Source organism: Bacillus cereus group sp. BfR-BA-01383 (assembly GCF_022663495.1).
Lineage (GTDB): Bacteria > Bacillota > Bacilli > Bacillales > Bacillaceae_G > Bacillus_A > Bacillus_A cereus_AU.
Window position 1 is genome coordinate 35,318 of sequence record NZ_JAKUFP010000015.1, and the last position, 20,270, is coordinate 55,587.

The following is a 20,270-nucleotide window of genomic DNA, read 5'->3' on the forward strand; positions in this document are numbered from 1 at the left end:
CTTTCCTAAATGTTAGTTATTCACATTTACTTCTTGTAACGGCTGTAACTCCTCCATGAAATCAAGCAAAGATCCTACAGTAAGAAACACCTTAGGATCTACCTCATCCTCTGGGACACATAACTTCAAATCCATTTCTATATATACGATGAGCTGTAACATCATTACCGAATCTATATATAAATCTTGATTTAATCGCATCGTTTCTTCTAAATGCGTTACATTTTTCAGTTCCATTTTCCCTGCCATAATTTTCAACACTGCATTCTTTAACGTTTCACGTCTCATACTGTAACCTCTCCCATCTCTAGTAACTTTCTACTTACTTTTCCAGTTTTATTTTTCGGAATTTCAGTTACACTTTCAATTTCATGCGGAACTTTATAAGACGGTAAGTGCTGAATACACCATTCTCTTATTTGCATTGGATTAATATGAGAGATTACTTTCGCTTTAACAATTTCGCCCATCACAGGATGTTTCCCGCGATATACAATTGCCTCTTGAACGCCTTCTAATCGAAGCATCGTTTCTTCTACCTCTATAGGAAAGACTTTTAATCCAGAAACATTAATTACATCATCCATGCGTCCCATAAAATGAAGGCCGCGCTCAGATTTATACCCTAAATCTTTCGTGAAAATTTCCTTCTCGTTCATTTTCACTATGATTTCTTCAGGCGCATTTTCATTTGAACCTATGCTTATACTCGCATGAGGTAATGGGTTTCCTAAATCTAAATGACTGTTCATATCATGACATATACTAATACAACCAGCTTCAGAACAACCGTATTGCTGCATCATATACGTTGTCATTTCTTTTAGTTTATAAAATAACGCTTCTGGCAAAGGTGATCCGGATGTCATAATTTTATGAAACTGAAATGTTCCTAGTGGAAAACTTCCCATAATATGTAGCATAAGTGGTACTGCATATATGATATGTTTTTCTGTATTGCGAACTATATTTAATGCGAATTTAGGGTTTTTATTCGTAATGATTATAGGCTTGCTACCTCTCGTAATTGCAGATAACGTACCACATATTAATCCGTATGAATGTGAAACAGGAGCCATAACGATTGGCACTTCATCTACTTCACAATTTAAAGCTTCATTATAAACAGTAATTTCTGTATCAACTTCCGTCCATGCTCTACGAATCAGTTTCGGTTCTCCCGTGGTTCCTGAGCTATATTGTAATAAAGAGGGCTCTTCTAATAATGTTTTCACTACTTCTAATTTTGTGAAGTCGCTACATTCCCCATATAAAAGCCCCATACAATTTGCACGTCTTGCCATTTCAATAGCCGTATCTTTTGGCGTATCTTCATGTATAAGCAGTACAGACGATTGCTTTTCTTTTAAGAAACGTACAAGTGTAATAATATCAAATGGATCTTTCAGACAAAGTGCAAATCTATGTCCCTTTGCTTCTTGAAATTGTTCCATTTCCTCGTAAACTTGTACTCTCGATTCAAAATCACTTTTGCTATACTCCTGTTTATTAACGATTAGCATAATTTCCCCCTGTAACAACTGATTTTTGTATTGTAAGTTGCTTTGCTCTATACAATGGATTTGGAACTTCATGAACAAGTGATTCCACATCCAAATATAATCGACGCTTCGTTAATTGCTCGGCATAGAATGTAGGAGTGTATAATTGAATGTTTTCAAATCTATCTTTTAAATGTGGATATTTTCTTAGATGGTTTTCAATTTCTTCGACAACCATCATCCAAAAACGGTCTTCGTTCCATTCATATTCATCTGCAAGTACGAAAGCTAATTCTCCTAAATTAAATAAGAAAAGTGCATCTAATACCATCTCTTGCAAACATTCGATGCGATCCATTTCAAAGAAATCATTCATTTTTCCATTCACATACGTTTTATGCATTTTAGTAAAATCAGGACATTTTTCAATTTCTTTTAAGAATGGACGATAAAATTCAATTCCTTCATGAAAGTCCTTTAATGCAATACGGACAGGGACCCCTTCTTTATGAACTAAAATCATATTTTGACCGTGTGATTCTAGTGCAATCCCATGCTCTACAACAAGATGTAAAACCGGTATTATCGCTTTTTGAATGAGTAATTGCAGCCAATTTTCTATTCCATATTTTGTTAACCACGCATCAATAATTGGTGTCCCATCTTTCCCTTTTGCATATAAGCCGTTAAAAGGAACTGCATCCTCTTTTGTATCTAAATACTTATGAACACTTTCACGCCAAATACATCCTAATGAACCATATACAGATTTCTTATGCGTATCATACGTTACACTCGAGAACTCATTTAACAAAATCATGCGCGATTCATCTCTTAAATATGGATCATGACTTACGACATCATTTAACCAATTCGATATAGCTGGTGCACTCACAACAGAATATGGTTTCAACGTACGGAGTGTTGAAGTGTTAAGTATATTCAGCGATAACTTCACATATGGTTTCTTTAGATTCGTAACATTTCTTAATGTCCTCATAGATTGTTGTGCACAATAATCATCTTCTGATTTTCCTAAATAAATAATACATTTATCCTGTATATGATCAGCATAATTCGGAATGATGAAATTCTCCCACTGCCAAGGATGAACAGGTATAAACACGTACTGTTTTGGATTACATCCCGCACTGTGAATTCGTTCCATAAACTCTTCTAATTTACGCTCGCCAATCTCCTCTATTAAAATTTTGTCATAAATTACTTCATTCTCATAACCTACACTTGTGTATTTTTTATGAGCTGCAATCCATATGAGTTTCATTGGTTGCATAAACTCATATCCGAATTGAAAATTATCACGATATTGAAAGCCAATACGTGCTTTATAGCTAGGATGATAGGGATGGCCATCTATTAAATGACTTTCAAACTCATCGTAAGATTTTCGAGTGTATTCTTCCTTATTATTTCTCTCATATTGTGCAATCGTGTCTTTAAATATCGTTTGTTCTAATTCGTAAATAAAAGAATCTAATTTAGTTCGTTCCACGTTAACAACTCGAAAAACTTCTTCCAAAAATTGCGACACAGATTGTATTTCTTGTTGTTCATCTTGGACTCTTACTATTAATGAGTCTAAAGAAATGCGTCCGAATGTCACTCGTTCTCTTCCATAGCATTGGTACGAAACACTTTTGTTTTCTTCATCAAGTCCTTGTATAATAAACAGAATTTTTTCTTCCTTCTCTACACGAACTGGCGTTATAATCCCCTCATAAATTAACGATTCTACTAATTGACGTAACACTCTTCTTCGCACTGAAATGTAATCTTCTGATTCGAGTGCCCTCAATATTTTCGTGTGATACATGTCCATGCTCATAAATCCCTCCACTTTATGACGAAACACCAAATTCCATTATTTGTATTACGTGAAATTTTATCGTTACTTATGAACGAACTGCCACTTCTCTTACAAGTGGATTATCTACTTGTACATAAATTGCTTGTTCTAACGGATTCGTTAATTCATCGACATCGAAAAATCTCGTTAGCAAATTCGCTTTACATGCCAATTTATCCTCTTCCAACAATTCTTTTAAAAATGTAGAAGGTTCACGGTTATATGGAAGGAATGATTCAAGTACAGATCTTAATTCAGAGAGAAGAATTTCCTCCTTAATTAACCCTGCTGTACCAAAGCCATTAATGAGTCCAAACATATGATTAAAAATTAAATAGTAACGAAATCTTTCATCTACAATATAATCGTCATATAAATTCCCAGTACGTTCTCCCATACCAGCCAACTCATTATTAAGCATCTCTTTCATTGAATTGCAGAAATAAAACCCTTGATTATCACGGAAATAATATTTTACTGGATAACCATCCTTCAGCTGAACAACACTATTTTGCTGATGAGCTTCTAATGCAACACCATACTGTAAATACATCCATACCATCGGTTTTAAAGAAATATTTATATATCGTCTAAACCACTCTAAACTTACTTCTTCACAGCTTCTACTTTCCAAATCTGCTAGTCGATGAATAATGTTTGATAAGCGCGTACGTTCTCCAGGTATAGCATCTTGAACTAGTCCAGCTATTAAAGTAACATCATTTGCTTGTTCACTATAAAAAGGATTCTCTCGTATAATCACTTCAAATCCAGATTCTTGTGTTCCATAATTTAATGTAATAAAGGCTGGGTCACAAATAAAATCAAAGCCTGGAAACCTTTCTCGTACTTCACCAATTGCCGTATTTAACATTTCCTTCCCTTCGAGGCCACTCTCTAGTTCCTTCAACTTATTAATTCGCATTGAATTTGTTACTTTCACTGGAAATGAAAACTTAAGCATATATTTTGAACGGGGATGATATAGTGTCCTAAGTGATGATGTTGCCATATAATACTTACCTACAGGACCAACATACTCAAGCAATTCTTGATCTATCCAATCTTGTACGTAAGGTTGGTGTAATAGCCATTCTGCTTGAAGCGGATGAATCGGAATTAATGAATATTCATCTTCCTTACAATACTTCAATTTAAATTCCTTACTCACCATCTCATCATTATTTAATTCTTCTTTTATAATCGTTGTAGTGGAATCTAATAATAATGATTTTTCTTTTACTATACTTTTATTTGCCCGAAAATAATGAAGCTGACATTCTCCTTTTAATTCTGGAGAATACATTGCGCTTTTCCATTCCAAAATACCTTGTCTACTCTTTGGGGTTGGATGAGTTAAATGCCCAAATAATAATGACTGCTCCGCTTCTATAAAAGTTGTATGGAAACCATATAATACAGATGTATCTTCTGTTCTCTCTTTCGTAAATTCCTCAATATTTTGACAACTACGAATGACTCGAAGCATAAGTTCAGCTGGATTCGTCCCTTCTCCATAGTTGATAGACATTTCTTTTATTAAAAATGTAATAACTGTAACGTAATCTGCTTTTATAACCGTTTTACTTTCTCCCATTTGATAATAAAACTGTTCTCCAAACAAATGACGATCTGTTGGAGATTTATATATAACCTCTCCATACAAAGTAACGTTCTGTGCCGATAGCCGACAGCATAAATAAGTAGAGCAAGTATCTCTTTGAAATGAATGGTAGAAAATATCCTCTATCCTTTTATCCTCTGTAATCCATTCTCCACTCCCTGTTTCTCTTAAATAACAATTTAAAAAACTTTGTATTGTTGCATGTTCCGCGATTTGTTTCGCACGCTGCATACTTTGCCTCCTCTTTATATGAACGCTATCGGAATTTCATATCACAATCGATAAATGAATATCGTTATCAATTAAGATTCTAAATGATTATCATTATCAATTCAATAGTTCTTTCAGAATTTTTTTAATCTAAATAAATATTTCTTTTTTCTATCTTTTATTTAATCTAATTAAAAATACACAAGAAAAATTCTCACTTTCAAACTACATACTTACTATTTTTCATTATTAATTCATTAAAAATAGTGAAACAAAAGAGGTATACCTTTTTTGGTATACCTCTTTTCAATAATGAGTTTACATAACAATATTATTTATATTTCTCCAACAATACGCTGTTTCTTCTACTTCTAATCTCTCTAAAAATTTCGTATCAATTTTTTCAGGATTAAATTTTTCATAAAACTTTTTAGAAGGATTATTTGTAACGACCCAAACTAAAAGAGATTGTATATCATGTTTTATACATTCCGATAGTAACGCTTGAAATAACTTTTGTCCTATTTTCATCCCTTGATACTGTTGTAAAAGGTATATCGCATATAATTCCCCATCACAATTATATGCACCAGTTCTTTCTATACCTCCATCGATGAATCCAACTATTTCTCCATTTAACGTCTCTGCTACAAATCTATATTGGTGATCACCTTCTTTTTGAAAAATGTTTTTCCATTGTTTTTCTCGTTGTTCATATGTTATACTTCCTAAAATTTCGTCAGCCAATATCCCTTTATACGTTGTTTTCCAGCTATAAACATGTACCTTTGCTATACCTGGTATATCCTCTTTTATCGCTCTTCTAATATGTATTTCCATCATTTCTCTCCCTTGTTTATTCATCATTATATCAAGTTATTCCCTTAAAAATCCAAATAAAAAAGAGTGAATTTCCTTCACTCTTTTTTTACAATTATCTACTTTCAACTTCAACTGAGACAACACGATCAATCTCTTTTAGAGAACTATATAACTCCGTTGTATATAAATCTTCTGGAACTAAAATAACCATCTCCAATTGCTGAAACGCTCCACTATCAATGTCTTTAATTTTCACTCGTTTCACATGCATACCTAATTTTTTAATCTGCTTAAATATACCATCTAACTCTTGATGCTCTTTTACAGTAATTTTTATAGATAAGTCCTTTTGTCTTAATGAATACGGGCCTGCAATTTTCACAAGATGAGGAAGTACGTTAATCGCTAAAATAATTAAAATCATAGCAACCGTCGCTTGTATATAAAATCCTGCTCCAATTGCAATACCTAAAGCTGAAGCAGCCCACACCATAGAGGCTGTCGTTAATCCAGAAATAACATCATTACTTCTTCGTAAAATAACACCTGCCCCTAGAAAACCAATCCCACTTACAATTTGAGCAGCAAGACGCATTGGATCCATGTTTGTATGTCCTGGAACAGAGTATACATGCACTGATTCAATTGAAACTATCGTAATTAAACAACTTGCCACAGAAATAACCATACTTGTTTTCACACCAAGTGGTTTATTCTTTAGCTGCCTATCTATTCCGATGAATAATCCTAAAAAGAGTGCTAAACCTAATTTGAGTAAAAATTCATATGACATCCTTCATTCTCCTTACTTTACAATGTTTCCTTTAGAATAATTCACTATAACTCTTTTATGATATCAATTCTAGTCTTTTCTATTCATTTAACACAAAAAACCGCAAAAACACTTTTGACGATGTTTTTCCGGCTTTTTATTTCGATTAAAATCTTTTTTTATTTTTGCTCTTTAATCTTAATCTGTGCATCTTTGTAAAATGCTAATTTGTTGTCATTATACTCTTTTGTATAATTGTTAAATTGCTCTTTCGACTTTTGTGCTTCCACATTTAATTCATTAACAGCTTTAACTTTTTCACCAATCTCTTTTAATTTCGTTTCTTTTACCTTTAATTTTTCATACAGTTCTTTTTCAGTCGCTAACGCCTTCGTATAATTTTCATTCATCTTTTGGAATGCATCATAACGATTTTTATACGACTCTTCTACTGCTTTCGCTTGCTTTTGTAGCTTTTTATCTTCAAGCTTCTCTATGTTACTTTGAACAGATTTCGTTTCCTTCTGAGCTTTTTCTAGCATTTCTTTCTCATTTTTCAATGCTTTTTCACGATCATCTACATTTGCAGTAGCTTGCTCTATCTTCTTCATAACCGCTTCATTATGATCTTTACCTTCTTGTAAAATTTGAGAATATAGTTCTTGACCTTGTTTTTCCAAATCCTCTAATTTTTTCGCTTCATCCACTAAAGTCTTTTCTTGTGTCGCTGCTGTTTCAAAAGCGGTATATAAATTTTCTTCTGGCTTTTCACCGAAACAACCTGCTAATAAGCCTACTGATAATGCTCCAACTACTGCTACTTTTCCATACTTCAACGTCCATTCCTCCATTACATACGGTTATCATGCCAGAAGTTCACTGGGAAGTGACTCTCTTCATGATAAGCTTCAAACTCATAACCCTTTTCTGTTAACCCTTTTAAAATTGCTGGCACAGCAGCGACTGATTGTGGGTGAATGTCATGCATTAATATTACTTCCTGTGGTTTTGTTGCACCAGCTAATACGTTTTGAGCAATTTGTGCTGCCGCTGCATCAACTGGCATTTTATTATATTTCCAGTCTAATGAATCAATTGTCCAATCCCATACTTTAAAACCGTCCTCAACCACTTTATTTCGAAGACCTTCATTTAATCCAGGCATTGAACCATATGGTGGACGTGTTAATTTAGGTGATTTCCCAATAATATTAGCGATTAAACTTTGATCTTCTTTCATCTCATTTACATACTCGCCATTTTTATATAACTTTGCAAAACTATGTGTCATACTATGCATGCCCACATAATGCCCCTCTGAATTTTCACGTTTCACTAAATCCGGAAACGCCTTTACATTCGCTCCAATTAAAAAGAATGTCGCCTTCGCATCATGCTGTTTTAACATATTTAATAATTCAGCCGTATATTTTCCAGGCCCATCATCAAATGTAAGATAAGCAACTTTTCTTTCTTTCCCATTAAAACGACTCGGTGCCGTTTTATTCATTTCAACTTTCGGTTGTTCACTTGCAAGCTGTACTACATTTTCTTGTTTCGCAACAGCCTTTGCTGGTGAAGTAATTGATTGAAACATAAAATACCCAATAGCTACTGCTGCAATCGCTATTAAAACGACTACTACTCGTTTAATATTAAAAGCTTTTTCCATTCTATCAAATCCCTCTCCCTATTAATCTTATATACAAATCACCCAATATAATTATACATTTATTTATTTTATTTCACTATATAAACAGACTTTATATGTATTATAATGGGAGTTTTATCAAAATTGTTGTTCCTATTCCTTCTTTACTTACGATACTAAGCGTACCTCTATGAAGCTCCACCATTTTTTTTACGATAGCTAAACCAAGACCTGCACCTGCAGCATGATTATTAATCTGGTAAAACGACTGTTCTATATATGGTAAATGCTCTTTAGCAATTCCAATTCCTTCGTCTTTCACCTTTATTACTGCTTGTCCTTCATTTTTAGTCGCTTCAATGTATACTGTACCATTTTCATGAGAATATTTAATTGCATTTTCAACGATATTTAAGAAAACTTGCTTTAGCCTATTTCGATCTCCCATCAATTCAATTCGTTCTATATTATTGATGAATTGCATTTGCTTCTTTTCAGCTTTAGGAGTTAATTGCCAAATCGTCTCCTCTAGTATATTGTATAATTGCACCTTTTGTTTATATAAATTAAAATGATTTGATTGTAATCTTGAAAAATCTAGTAATTCTTCTACTAAATGAATCAATCGGTCTGTTTCACCTGAAATAATTCCCATACCTTGCTTTATTTCTTCGTCCGTTAAATGATCGACTGTTTTTAACGTCTCACTCCAACCTTTAATTCCCGTTAAAGGTGTCCGTATTTCATGAGATATAGAAGCAATAAATTCATTTTTCACCTGTTCTGCTTTTTCTATTTTATCAGACATATAGTTTAAACTATGTGCTAATTCACCTAATTCACCAGGATAATCTTCTTTAATTTTATTTTTCAGTGTTCCTTCTGCGATTTGTGAAGAAGCTTGAATGATAGATTCAATTGGCTTCACAAATGAATTTGCCAAGCGTCTGCTTATTAAGAAGACAATACCTGAAATAACAATACCTACGGAAATAGTAAACATAATGATTTCAATAATCTTTGCATTCACATGTGTTAATACTGTCGTATATTTTAAAACACCGATAGTTTGTCCTTGATGTATAAGTGGGCTCAGCACTTCTAGTTGTTTTTCATTATCTTTCGTAGTAGTAACTTGATTATACATTTCACCTTCCAATAAAGATTGTGGGATATTCACTTTACCTTCTACCTTTTCACCACTTGAAGATTGTATAACCGAACCATGACGATCAATTAACTGTAATTCCGTTCCTTCTAATTGAAAACTACTAATTATGTCACCACTATATTCTTGCAAACGAATAAAATATAATGAATTGTATTCAGAGAAAAATCGTGTACTCGTCTTCGCATGTGATGCAACATATTGCACAATTCCATTATAATAATATCGATAAATGGAAAGTGAAAATACTATTTCAAACAAAACAAGCATTAACGTAATGACTGTCATAAAATATAAAGTCACTTTCCGTCTCATGTTATACTTTCCTTCCACACATATCCTTTTCCCCACACAGTAAGAATAAATTCGGGTTCTGATGGATTATATTCTATCTTTTGGCGTAATCGTCTCACATTTACATCTACTACTTTCGTCTCGCCTACGTAATTGGTTCCCCAAATCATATTTAAAATTTCATCACGCGAAACTGGCTTTGAAGCCTGATTCATTAAATACTGTAATATCATATACTCTGTAGGGGTTAAATCAACTAATTGTCCACCTTTATACAATCTTTCTTCTATAATATTTAACGAAAACGGACCAGACGTAATTGTATTCGTTTTTTCTTCATGCACTTCTATTCTTCTTAATAAAGATTGTATACGTGCAGTTAATTCTACTGGACTAAACGGTTTTGTAATATAATCATCTGCACCAATTCCTAGTCCTTGTACTATATCTCCATCTTGTACACGTGCGGTTAACATAATAATGCCCATTTTTTTATTTTCTTCCCGGATAGCGTTACAAACTTGAAAACCATCAATCCCCGGTAACATTACATCAAGTAACGCTACATCAACAGTGTGATCACATAAAATCTGTAACGCTTCTTCGCCAGTACTAGCTTCTAATACATAAAATCCAGCACGTTTCAAATTTAAGACAATAAAGCTACGGATTGGTATTTCATCTTCTAAAACTAAAATTGTTGACATAATTCCCACCTCCCTACTTTTGTTGATAATCCGCTAGCGGTTTTATATATGCCTTTACTGCTTCAAATTTTGATTGCTTCGGTACTGCATATACATGAGAAGCCGTTTTAACTGCTGCCTCATATCCTTTTATTTTGAACCATTCTTTCCGCTTAAAAATATGGACTTCAAGCCATATTTCATTCGTACTTACATCCAAAAATTTTTGAGTATTTGATTTTTTTTGCTCATCTGGGATAGTAATCTTTCCTATTAGCTTTTCAGGAATTTTCACAAAATACCCTTTTTCTATATCGATATATCTTTCTTCTATCGGTTTAATTCCCTCTTCACTCCACTGTATGTAACGTTCAAAAAGTGGACTATCACCATGCGATTTATCTTCCCAACCTTTTGGACGTACAGTACGAACAAATTCAATTATGCCATCCTTGTTAACATCTTTACTTTCCACAACATACTCATTAAATAAATCTTCTTTCCCATCTAAAGGTAGTACCTCATAATGATCCTTATCAAATTTTGCTACATAAGTTATACCTGAATGAGCACCAATTCCTGCATCAATTACAACTGCCTTTAACGTTTTGGAAATATACCCTATTTGTATTCTTTGAATACTGTTTATAAACGGATCGAATGTAACTTCTGATATTGTCTTAAACTGTTCAATAAACTCAACTTTCAACTGCTCATCTTTTACATACGTAACAAGACTTATATCGTTAAGACCATTTTTATTTAAATCTTCTATAAACAACTTCGTATATTGCCGATTATAAATCTCCTTCATATCATCATTTTCTTCTGAAAAAGCATACATAACATGTTCTAAAGATTCACGATTTACAGCGATTCCAATTAATAATTCTCGCTTCCCGTTCCCTGTAAAATCACCAACTTCAACGATATCTATATCCTCACCATCAAATGCATGAGTGGACTTTATCTTCCAGCCATTGCTGCTTTTCGCATAAATAGCTAAATATATACTCCCATCCTCATTCGGTAATTTATAAAATATGATTGCTTCTTTCTTATTATCTTGTTTAAAATCCATTGACCAAATCATCTGTTTATCTTTATTAGACATTGGAGTAAGCAACCGATAATTAACAGGCAAATCTTTATCTATTTGCTCTTTTAATTCATTAATCCACTTTTCATTTGCAGGAGCTTCCATTAAACTTGTCGGAGCTTCAGACATTTTACATCCAGTCAATATAAAGATGATTCCCAAAATGCTTATCCATTTCTGCATATGATATCTTTCCTTACTACAGATTTTAAGTATTTCTCTATACTTTTTGCTTCTCCAATGTTCTCATACATATGATTATAATTTTTCTAAAATAAAAAATCGTTACAGAAAAGTTACAAATATATTCCCATAAAAAAAGATTGGCGAAGGCCAATCTTTTTTACTATTCGTTTCGAACTGGGTTTGGTGTTATACCTAAATGATCATTTAATTTTTTTGAAATATCTTTCACATTTTTTTCATTTGGAATGTAATAATAAATACCACCGATACGTTTATCTGTTCCTTCAATTTGCATTTTTTCCATTTGCAGATCAGATCCAGCCATATTTTTCGTAATAGCAAGCATATCATCAAACGTTAAGTTTGTTTTCATATTGTTATCAACTGCATCAAGTAAAGAGCCCATTTTGCTAATTGATTGGACCGACATCGCCTTTTTCGCAATTGCTTCTATTACAAGTTGTTGTCTTTGCCCACGCATTGTATCACTATCAATTTTACGTGTTCTTGCAAGTGCAAGTGCTTGTTCTCCATTCAAGTGTTGGAAACCTTTTTCTAAATGAATCATACCTGCTTGGTCTTTACTATCTTGCTCTGTGAAAGTAACAGGTACATCAATATCAATACCACCTAGTGAATCTACAATTTGAACAAATGACTCAAAGTTAAACTTCACATAGTAATCAACTGGAACATTTAAAAATCTTTCCACAGTATCTCGCGTACTTTCAACACCACCAAATACGTGTGCATGAGTAATTTTATCTAATTTTTTTCTAGATGGAATATACACACGTGAATCACGCGGAATACTAACTAATTTAACAGATTTATCCTCTTTATTAATTGTTGCTAATAAAAGTGCATCTGTTCGAACTGCATCGCCATATTGGCTTTTTCTCATGTCACTTCCATCTACACCCATAATTAAAATTGAGATGTTATCCTTTAAAGGCTCAACTTCTTTATCACGTTTTGATGACTTATCAATTTCTGCATATGAAGCACTTACAACCGCTTTTGCTTTGTTATATATGAACGATCCATATCCTACTCCTCCAAAAATAAGTAGGAAAAATGGAATTATAATGAACCATTTTATTGACTTTCTTTTAGAACGTTTTTTATTACTTCTTGTGTTTTGTTCTAATTCAGAGCTCATATCCATTCGCCTCTCTTTCTCTTTCCCTAGTATAATGTAAGTCTATTAATCTTCATATTGAATTTCCTTTCAATTACCTTACAATTTTGTAAGGTTACTTTATAAATCCAATATGTATTCCATTTCACATTATACTCTTGTGCTTATTTTTGGCAAGTCACTATTTATACAAAACGGACATTAAATTTATATATATTAATTTCATTAATTTGGTTTATACATGATTTGCTTCCCATTATTAATAATTAACGCAGATTTTGCTTTAACTTTCGTTTTTTCTATTTCCACTTCATCATTAGAGAAGTTCACAATGATTTTAATATCTTTTCCATATGAAGCAGATTGTACTAATTTGTCTTCTGACAAATATGCAAAATTCGTCATTTCTTCTTTTACTGCTTTTTCATGAACTTCATTCCAAACTTTCAGATGTTGTGTAATTTCTTTTTTATGTTTATTCCACTCTACTTCATCTAAATGGTACAACGGCGGAACATTATACAATAATTCATATAGCATACGATTTCCAACTTCATCTTTTACCTTTAAGCTTCCCCATTCCCAGTGATGTGTTGTAATTACTGAATCGTTGTATACTAATTTATATAGTGGCACTGAATAAACTGGATTTAAATACACTTGTTTATACTCTTCTTTTAACGGCACTTGCTTCGCATATTTTTCTGGAACATTTTGATTTGGTGACCAATATCCCCCGACATAGTACGGACTCGTTTTATTTTCCCTCATATCTTCATCATCCCATTTAATAACAGGTGTTTCAATTCCATGAGCAAATGCAATCGTACTGCTTGCAAAATCATTTCCGCCCTCAGAGCCAACTACCATACCTTTTTCTTGCGCAATATAATCCATTCGTTTTAATCTTGCTTTTAAATCTTGTTCTTGTGTCGTTATATGTTTCGCTGAATAATCATCGTAAATTTCACCCGTCGCATCACAATCAATAAACCATGAATTGTATTTAGGGCCATTTTGTAATATATCGTTCATTCGTTCTTTTACACTAGGAAGTGATAATGTCGGGTTTAGTTTTCGCCCTCTACCTAAAAACCCTTGCACCTTTTCTCCATCTTTCTTCGTTACAGTTGCCTCTTCATATAACGATGGGTCATTAAAGGACGCTGTATTCCAATTTTTATCACCTTTTTCGTGAATGGAATGATAAGAATCATACGGACCAATTAAATATCCCATTTCCTTCGCTTCTGTAACGAAATTAGGCTGCATAAATCCTTGTTCCCAGTTTGGTAGACCAATCCACGCTTTGTCTATTCCAGCTTCTTTCATTTCCTTTATAATATCCGTCCCATCTGCTTTACCCCATTTACTTACTTCATCAACTGCATCTCCGAGTACGGACTTTAATAAATGCTTATTTAAGTTATATAACTCCGTCTTCGATAAGTGATCTACACCTTTCTTTAATAACAAACTAGCTTCCTGATCAACTTTCGGGAAAATATCCTCTTTATACAATTCCTTCATAGATAATACTTCGTTTGTATAGCGTAAAATAACATTTTTTTGGTACTTATCGACAAAATCTTGTTTACTCACTTGCTCAAACACATTCAATTCCCCAGGCTCTGAACTATTCTTTTGAATAAGCTCTTTTATATGGCTAAACACCGAGCTATTTATTCGCTCTCTTAGCTTCGGCCAATTTAAGTTACTTTCTGATAAACCATTTTGATTCCAAAAATAAAAATGAGCTGCCCCGTAAAGTTTTTCGATTTCTTTATTTTTTCTTGCCTTTTCTTGTAATGTTTTAAATTCACCTTTTCGAGCAATATTATCCTTATACAGTTTAGCAATACTTACTGCATCATTATTTGTCACATATAATTGAAAGCCATATGTTTTATTTTTATTTATACTCGGGAATTCATGTATAAAATCAAACCCTATTTTCGGATCCGAATGAAATTTCAATTCATTATTAAACCTATTGTTCGCAATATATACGATCGAATATTTAGAACCATTTAATGCAAAAAACTTCATAGAAAATGATTCAGCAAATGAATATGCATCATCCTTTAAAAACTTCTTCCACTTCTCATCATTACTTGGAATTTGCTTACCTTCCCATAACGGAAGTGTATAATTTTCAGCTTGCACTTTTGGCCATGTAAAACTTTCTGCTCCCGTTGATTCCAATTCAATATTTAAGTGGTCTTTTTTCTTTTCTAAATTTACTTTTACTTTTTGATCCGGATATTCCCATGATGTATGATCCTTGTCTTTTTTCAAATTCGACACCTTCATTTTCGGTAACGGTTGTGATGCTTGTTCTTTAACACTGTCATGTTCTACAGTTAACGCGAAAGTCTCCGGATTTACATCATACGTAAAATCTCTATACGTTGCTTTCTTTATTTTAGACTCTTGTACAGCATTATTACCTTTTACATTACACCCGACTAAAGTCGAAAATGACATCGTTGTAAGAAGACATATCGCTATCATTTTTTTCATCTTCTGCACCTCCACCACTGAATATACAGGGGCTTTGTTACAGGTATGTGGCAAAAAATAATAGAGCTAGCATAGCACTAGCTCTTTTTGGAGTATTAAAAATAAGTTTATATGAACAACTATAACCTGCTTAGAAGATATGTAATACAATAACTGCGTTTTTTTCTTTCTCACTAATTATGAAACGAAATAAATCAAAGTTTTAACAAGAATTCTTTAACTGAAAAAATAAGTGTATACAATGTATCCTAAAAGTAGTATTAAAATGATTATCCCTGTACTTCTCCAATTCATACCACCTGCCATATCAACTGGACTACCTGATTCCGCTCTATTGAGTCCATCATTCAAAGAACCGGTAGGGTTATTTTTCAATTCACTTTGTCTCATACGTTCTCTTTTTTCCTCTGGTGACTCTTTATCCATATAAGCACCTCCAAAATGAATGCACTCTTTACTTACATTATACAAAACTTCTATTAAAAATAGATTTACAACATAAAGAAAGCTAGCAATGCTAGCTTTCTTTATAATCCAATATGCTCTTCGTTGTTTACAGTAATCCCTTTATGATCGATTTCAAGCTCACATACTTTCATAACTGTAAATACTCTCGCTAATTGCTCAGCAATTTCTTGACGCTTCTCATACGGCGTTAATATAAAAATGGATGGCCCCGCGCCGCTAAGTGCTGTACCATATGCCCCGAATTCTTTTGCACATTTACGAATAGATGGTAATAACGGCACTAGCTCTAAACGATATGGCTCGTGAAAATGATCTCTTTCCATCATTTCACCAACAACTTCCCACTTCTTTTGACATAACGCAGCTACTAATACGTTACTTATCGCACTAGCCTTAACTGCTTCATGAAACGGAAACATCTCTGGTAATACAGATCGACTTTCATCTGTATTTAGCTCTTCATTTGGAATGAGAGAGATTACGCCTAACTCCTTACTTTCAATTCTTACAACCGAAACATTCTTTCCATCAAGTGCTCCAATTACAGTTCCGCCTAAAATAGAAGCAGCAACATTGTCTGGATGCCCTTCAAAATTTGTAGCAATTTGAACTTTTTGATCAGTTGTTAAGTTCAAATTGCCAAGTTGATTCGCAAGCTCTATTCCTGCTACAATCGCTGATGCGCTACTCCCTAGACCTCTTGTAAGCGGAATATTACTAGTAACTTCTATTATATGGGGCGATAAAGAAGGACATACTTTACATGCCGTGCTAACGATTAAATTTTTTTCATCTGTTGGAATTGAATCTTCAAATGAATGGATTACTTGCCATTTATCAGCTTGCTCTTTTACTACCACATCTAAATACAATGACAAAGCTATTCCCACCGAGTCAAATCCAGGTCCAACATTCGCTGTACTAGCAGGAACACGAACGCTTAATGGTATCACGACATAATCACCCCTTTTATATGATCTTTAATTTGTTCTATATCATTTGCAACACTTGCAATGTCAAATTTATTAGAAGAAATAGCGATATCAGGATCTTTCAAACCATTTCCAGTTAATACTGCAACAACTGTTTCTCCCTTTTTGATTTTTCCAGATTGAACATGTTTAATTACCCCTGCTAATGAAGCATTTGATCCTGGCTCAGCGAAAACTCCTTCAGTTTTTGCTAACAATCTATACGCATGTAGTATTTCCTCATCTGATACCATATCTATTTCACCATTTGACTGCTCAGCAGCCTCTACTGCATACGACCAACTTGCTGGATTACCGATGCGAATCGCTGTTGCAATCGTTTCAGGCGCCTCAATTACATGTCCTTTAACAATCGCTGCTGCTCCCTCCGCTTCAAAACCGTGAATTCTTGGCTTCTTATACCCTTTTTCTTTCTCATATTCACAGAACCCTTTCCAGTATGCTGTAATATTTCCTGCATTCCCAACAGGGATAGCTAGAACATCTGGCGCTTTTTGCAACTGGTCACAAATTTCAAATGCCGCTGTTTTTTGTCCTTCAATTCGATAAGGATTCACTGAGTTTACTAATGTGATTGGCTCTTCTGCAGCAATATTCCTTACAGCTTTAAGTGCATCATCAAAGTTCCCTTCTATTGAAATGATCTCTGCTCCATAAGCGACTGCTTGTGCTAATTTCCCATGTGCAATCTTCCCTTCTGGGATTACGATAATACACTTCATTCCGAGACGTGCCGCGTATGCTGCAGCCGATGCCGATGTATTACCTGTTGATGCACAAATGATTGCCTCTGAGCCTTCTTCTTTCGCCTTAGCAACCGCCATTACCATGCCACGATCTTTAAAAGAACCTGTCGGGTTCGCGCCCTCGTACTTCCCATATAACTGAATTCCTAATTGCTTTGATATATTTAATAATGGAATAAGAGGTGTATTCCCTTCCATTAAACTAACATCTGGTGTATTTTCACTTACCGGTAAATATGAAGCATATTGTTTTAAAAGTCCTTTATACATATTGTTTTTCCTCCTCAATACTGTAGTAACTGTTTATTTCACTTGCGATATCTTCAATCGCTCTTAACACTTGTTCAAATTGATATTTTGAAGTGTGATGTGTCACGATAACAACTTCTGCAAGTTCCCTATTCAGCGGCAACTGAATTACCTCTTTTAAACTTACAGAACAATTAGCGAAACATTCTGTTATTTTTTGTAACATCCCAGGTTCATCACTTAATGAAATACGTAAAAAATATTTAGAAACTACTTCTTCATCAGCTTGTAATTCATATGGCTCTGGTTCTTTTAATACACTTTTATGTTTCGGTATTTGATTCATATTTTTAACGACTGAAATAATGTCACTAACTACTGCAGATCCAGTTGGCAACTTCCCAGCGCCTGGTCCGTAAAACATCACTTCTCCTACCGCTTGACCATGAACATATACCGCATTAAATTCGTTATTCACATTCGATAATGGGTGGTGACTTGGCAATAAAGTCGGTTCTACACTTAAATGAATAGATGATCCTTGCTTCTCCGCTTTACCAATTAGTTTCATAGTAAACCCTAACTTTTTCGCCATCTCTAAATCTTCTTTTTCAACCTTTCGAATCCCTCTAACTTGAACATCATCTAAAGAAACATCCATCGAAAAACCTAAGTTAGCAAGAATCGCTACCTTTCTTGCTGCATCCAGACCATCTACATCTGCTGTTGGATCTGATTCTGCGAAACCTAATTTTTGTGCCTCCTGTAAAGCCTCTTCATACGACCATCCATTTTGACTCATCTTTGTTAACATATAATTAGTTGTTCCATTTACGATTCCCATTATTTTTTCAATTTGATCTGAGGCCAGTCCGTCTGCCAATCCTCTTAATATTGGAATTCCACCTGCTACACTTGCTTCATAAAACAAATTGCAATTATTTTCATTTGCTAATTGTAGAAGCTCAGCCCCGTATACAGCCATTAAATCTTTATTTGCAGTTACAACATGTTTTTTACTTTGTAATGCCTTAATAATATGCTGTTTTGCTTCTTCAATTCCGCCCATTACCTCTACTACAATATCTATATTTGAATCATTTAGAACTTCATCCACATTACGCGTAACTACGATTCCATCAATACAAACGTCACGTTCTTTTTCTAAATCACGCACAACGACTGTCTTTACCTTTACTTCACACCCTGTATCAAGTGCGATTTTTTGGTAATGCTCTTTCAAAATATGGACAACACCACTTCCGACAGTACCTAAACCGATTACCCCAACATTAATTACATTATTCATCTTCTAATCTCCTCCTAAAATTTTATTTTTCGGCTCTATCAATCACCTTACTCTGCCATTTCCCCATACAGGTGGTGGTTATTTCGGTACGTACAAATCGTTTCATATTACAGCACCTCCTTTCAAAGTAATAAAAAAAACACACTCATCCCTAGGAAAGGGACGAATGTGTTTTCGTGGTTCCACCCTTGTTCCAACCTAGACTTATTTTCTTCTAGATTGCTCAAGTTCAGATAACGGCTGATACCGTCAATAATTACTAGATTACTCGTTCACTATTGAAGTTCAAAGGTGGTAAAACCATTTCTCGTGTTAGGAAGCTCACACCCTTGGCTTCCCTCTCTGTAAACCGTAAAAATGATTTCATGTCCTTATCGTTACTTTTTCGCTCATGTTCATTTGTTAACTCATTATACTCGCATAAAAAACAAAATCAATACTATTTTTTAATTATTTTAAATTTTCAATCTATAGAGCTATAAAAAAACACACTCATCCCTAGGAAAGGGACGAATGTGTTTTCGTGGTTCCACCCTTGTTCCAACCTAGACTCATTTTCTTCTAGATTGCTCAAGTTCAGATAACGGCTGATACCGTCAATAATTACTAGATTACTCGTTCACTATTGAAGTTCAAAGGTGGTAAAACCATTTCTCGTGTTAGGAAGCTCACACCCTTGGCTTCCCTCTCTGTAAACCGTAAAAATGATTTCATGTCCTTATCGTTACTTTTTCGTTCATGTCTATTTGTTAACTTATTATAGTTATCAACTTTTTAAAAAGCAAGCCTATTTTCACTAACTATTTTCAAGATATTTTTTTATTATATTTCACAATAACATTTTACAAAGACCTCTCTTATTACCTATATTATAAATTTCTAACTTGTAAATCAGCAGTTCACATATAAATAATTCATTCTAAAACGAGAAGCCTTCCACTCTCTATAACTATACTTATAA

Annotated in this window: 17 protein-coding genes and 2 other annotated features; all 17 genes read right to left on the reverse strand. The window is 33.8% G+C overall.

Features of this window, described 5'->3' with window-relative positions; genetic code table 11:
- Positions 1-12 precede the first annotated feature (12 nt).
- The 17 genes from asbD to MR065_RS15530 all read right to left on the reverse strand — a co-directional run bounded on the left by asbD (position 13) and on the right by MR065_RS15530 (position 19,309).
- The gene (gene asbD, locus MR065_RS15450) at positions 13-288 is read right to left on the reverse strand and encodes a petrobactin biosynthesis protein AsbD (RefSeq protein WP_242214262.1); all 276 of its coding nucleotides are present in this window, start codon (positions 286-288) and stop codon (positions 13-15) included.
- On the reverse strand, positions 285-1,523 hold the full coding sequence (locus MR065_RS15455) for an AMP-binding protein (RefSeq protein WP_242214263.1): 1,239 nt from the start codon (positions 1,521-1,523) through the stop codon (positions 285-287). Before MR065_RS15455 ends, asbD begins: the two co-directional genes overlap by 4 nt.
- Positions 1,510-3,348 (reverse strand): IucA/IucC family protein, encoded by a 1,839-nt coding sequence (locus MR065_RS15460; RefSeq protein WP_242214264.1) that lies wholly within the window; start codon positions 3,346-3,348, stop codon positions 1,510-1,512. The genes MR065_RS15455 and MR065_RS15460 overlap by 14 nt, the downstream gene beginning before the upstream one ends.
- 67 nt (positions 3,349-3,415) lie before the next feature.
- Entirely contained in the window at positions 3,416-5,224 is a 1,809-nt protein-coding gene (locus MR065_RS15465; protein ID WP_242214265.1) for an IucA/IucC family protein, read from the reverse strand.
- A gap of 297 nt (positions 5,225-5,521) precedes the next feature.
- Positions 5,522-6,070 carry a GNAT family N-acetyltransferase gene (locus MR065_RS15470; protein WP_242214266.1) on the reverse strand — a complete coding sequence of 183 codons (549 nt, stop codon included), beginning with the start codon at positions 6,068-6,070 and terminating at the stop codon, positions 5,522-5,524.
- Positions 6,071-6,137: 67 nt separating this feature from the next.
- On the reverse strand, positions 6,138-6,818 hold the full coding sequence (locus MR065_RS15475; protein ID WP_242214267.1) for an MgtC/SapB family protein: 681 nt from the start codon (positions 6,816-6,818) through the stop codon (positions 6,138-6,140).
- Positions 6,819-6,976: 158 nt separating this feature from the next.
- On the reverse strand, positions 6,977-7,633 hold the full coding sequence (locus tag MR065_RS15480; RefSeq protein WP_242214268.1) for a YkyA family protein: 657 nt from the start codon (positions 7,631-7,633) through the stop codon (positions 6,977-6,979).
- Between the two features lie 14 nt (positions 7,634-7,647).
- A complete protein-coding gene (locus MR065_RS15485; protein WP_242214269.1) occupies positions 7,648-8,469 on the reverse strand; it encodes a peptidoglycan-N-acetylglucosamine deacetylase in 822 nt (273 codons plus the stop codon).
- A 100-nt stretch (positions 8,470-8,569) separates the two neighbouring features.
- On the reverse strand, positions 8,570-9,931 hold the full coding sequence (locus MR065_RS15490) for a sensor histidine kinase (protein ID WP_242214270.1): 1,362 nt from the start codon (positions 9,929-9,931) through the stop codon (positions 8,570-8,572).
- Entirely contained in the window at positions 9,928-10,617 is a 690-nt protein-coding gene (locus MR065_RS15495) for a response regulator transcription factor (RefSeq protein ID WP_242214271.1), read from the reverse strand. The genes MR065_RS15490 and MR065_RS15495 overlap by 4 nt, the downstream gene beginning before the upstream one ends.
- Positions 10,618-10,630: 13 nt before the next feature.
- On the reverse strand, positions 10,631-11,878 hold the full coding sequence (locus MR065_RS15500; RefSeq protein WP_242214272.1) for a hypothetical protein: 1,248 nt from the start codon (positions 11,876-11,878) through the stop codon (positions 10,631-10,633).
- A gap of 163 nt (positions 11,879-12,041) precedes the next feature.
- Entirely contained in the window at positions 12,042-13,043 is a 1,002-nt protein-coding gene (locus MR065_RS15505; RefSeq protein WP_472927164.1) for an LCP family protein, read from the reverse strand.
- A 204-nt stretch (positions 13,044-13,247) separates the two neighbouring features.
- On the reverse strand, positions 13,248-15,545 hold the full coding sequence (locus MR065_RS15510) for a glycoside hydrolase (RefSeq protein ID WP_242214274.1): 2,298 nt from the start codon (positions 15,543-15,545) through the stop codon (positions 13,248-13,250).
- Between the two features lie 216 nt (positions 15,546-15,761).
- The gene (locus tag MR065_RS15515) at positions 15,762-15,971 is read right to left on the reverse strand and encodes a DUF6366 family protein (RefSeq protein WP_242214275.1); all 210 of its coding nucleotides are present in this window, start codon (positions 15,969-15,971) and stop codon (positions 15,762-15,764) included.
- A 101-nt stretch (positions 15,972-16,072) separates the two neighbouring features.
- Positions 16,073-16,966: a homoserine kinase gene (thrB, locus tag MR065_RS15520; RefSeq protein WP_242214276.1), complete on the reverse strand. Its 894-nt coding sequence runs from the start codon at positions 16,964-16,966 to the stop codon at positions 16,073-16,075.
- Positions 16,963-18,021 (reverse strand): threonine synthase, encoded by a 1,059-nt coding sequence (thrC, locus tag MR065_RS15525; protein WP_097829798.1) that lies wholly within the window; start codon positions 18,019-18,021, stop codon positions 16,963-16,965. The genes thrB and thrC overlap by 4 nt, the downstream gene beginning before the upstream one ends.
- Positions 18,014-19,309, reverse strand: a complete 1,296-nt coding sequence (locus MR065_RS15530; RefSeq protein ID WP_242214277.1) for a homoserine dehydrogenase — start codon at positions 19,307-19,309, stop codon at positions 18,014-18,016. Before MR065_RS15530 ends, thrC begins: the two co-directional genes overlap by 8 nt.
- 155 nt (positions 19,310-19,464) lie before the next feature.
- Positions 19,465-19,696, reverse strand: a binding site (T-box leader).
- 115 nt (positions 19,697-19,811) lie between these two features.
- Positions 19,812-20,043 (reverse strand) — a binding site (T-box leader).
- Between the last annotated feature and the right edge of the window lie 227 nt (positions 20,044-20,270).

Bases quoted from the DNA above. Each gene is read 5' to 3' on its own strand.
- asbD (WP_242214262.1), bottom strand. From the start codon at position 288: ATGAGACGTGAAACGTTAAAGAATGCAGTGTTGAAAATTATGGCAGGG.
- MR065_RS15455 (WP_242214263.1), bottom strand. From the start codon at position 1,523: ATGCTAATCGTTAATAAACAGGAGTATAGCAAAAGTGATTTTGAATCG.
- MR065_RS15460 (WP_242214264.1), bottom strand. From the start codon at position 3,348: ATGAGCATGGACATGTATCACACGAAAATATTGAGGGCACTCGAATCA.
- MR065_RS15465 (WP_242214265.1), bottom strand. From the start codon at position 5,224: ATGCAGCGTGCGAAACAAATCGCGGAACATGCAACAATACAAAGTTTT.
- MR065_RS15470 (WP_242214266.1), bottom strand. From the start codon at position 6,070: ATGATGAATAAACAAGGGAGAGAAATGATGGAAATACATATTAGAAGA.
- MR065_RS15475 (WP_242214267.1), bottom strand. From the start codon at position 6,818: ATGTCATATGAATTTTTACTCAAATTAGGTTTAGCACTCTTTTTAGGA.
- MR065_RS15485 (WP_242214269.1), bottom strand. From the start codon at position 8,469: ATGGAAAAAGCTTTTAATATTAAACGAGTAGTAGTCGTTTTAATAGCG.
- MR065_RS15490 (WP_242214270.1), bottom strand. From the start codon at position 9,931: ATGAGACGGAAAGTGACTTTATATTTTATGACAGTCATTACGTTAATG.
- MR065_RS15495 (WP_242214271.1), bottom strand. From the start codon at position 10,617: ATGTCAACAATTTTAGTTTTAGAAGATGAAATACCAATCCGTAGCTTT.
- MR065_RS15500 (WP_242214272.1), bottom strand. From the start codon at position 11,878: ATGCAGAAATGGATAAGCATTTTGGGAATCATCTTTATATTGACTGGA.
- MR065_RS15505 (WP_472927164.1), bottom strand. From the start codon at position 13,043: ATGAGCTCTGAATTAGAACAAAACACAAGAAGTAATAAAAAACGTTCT.
- MR065_RS15510 (WP_242214274.1), bottom strand. From the start codon at position 15,545: ATGAAAAAAATGATAGCGATATGTCTTCTTACAACGATGTCATTTTCG.
- MR065_RS15515 (WP_242214275.1), bottom strand. From the start codon at position 15,971: ATGGATAAAGAGTCACCAGAGGAAAAAAGAGAACGTATGAGACAAAGT.
- thrC (WP_097829798.1), bottom strand. From the start codon at position 18,021: ATGTATAAAGGACTTTTAAAACAATATGCTTCATATTTACCGGTAAGT.
- MR065_RS15530 (WP_242214277.1), bottom strand. From the start codon at position 19,309: ATGAATAATGTAATTAATGTTGGGGTAATCGGTTTAGGTACTGTCGGA.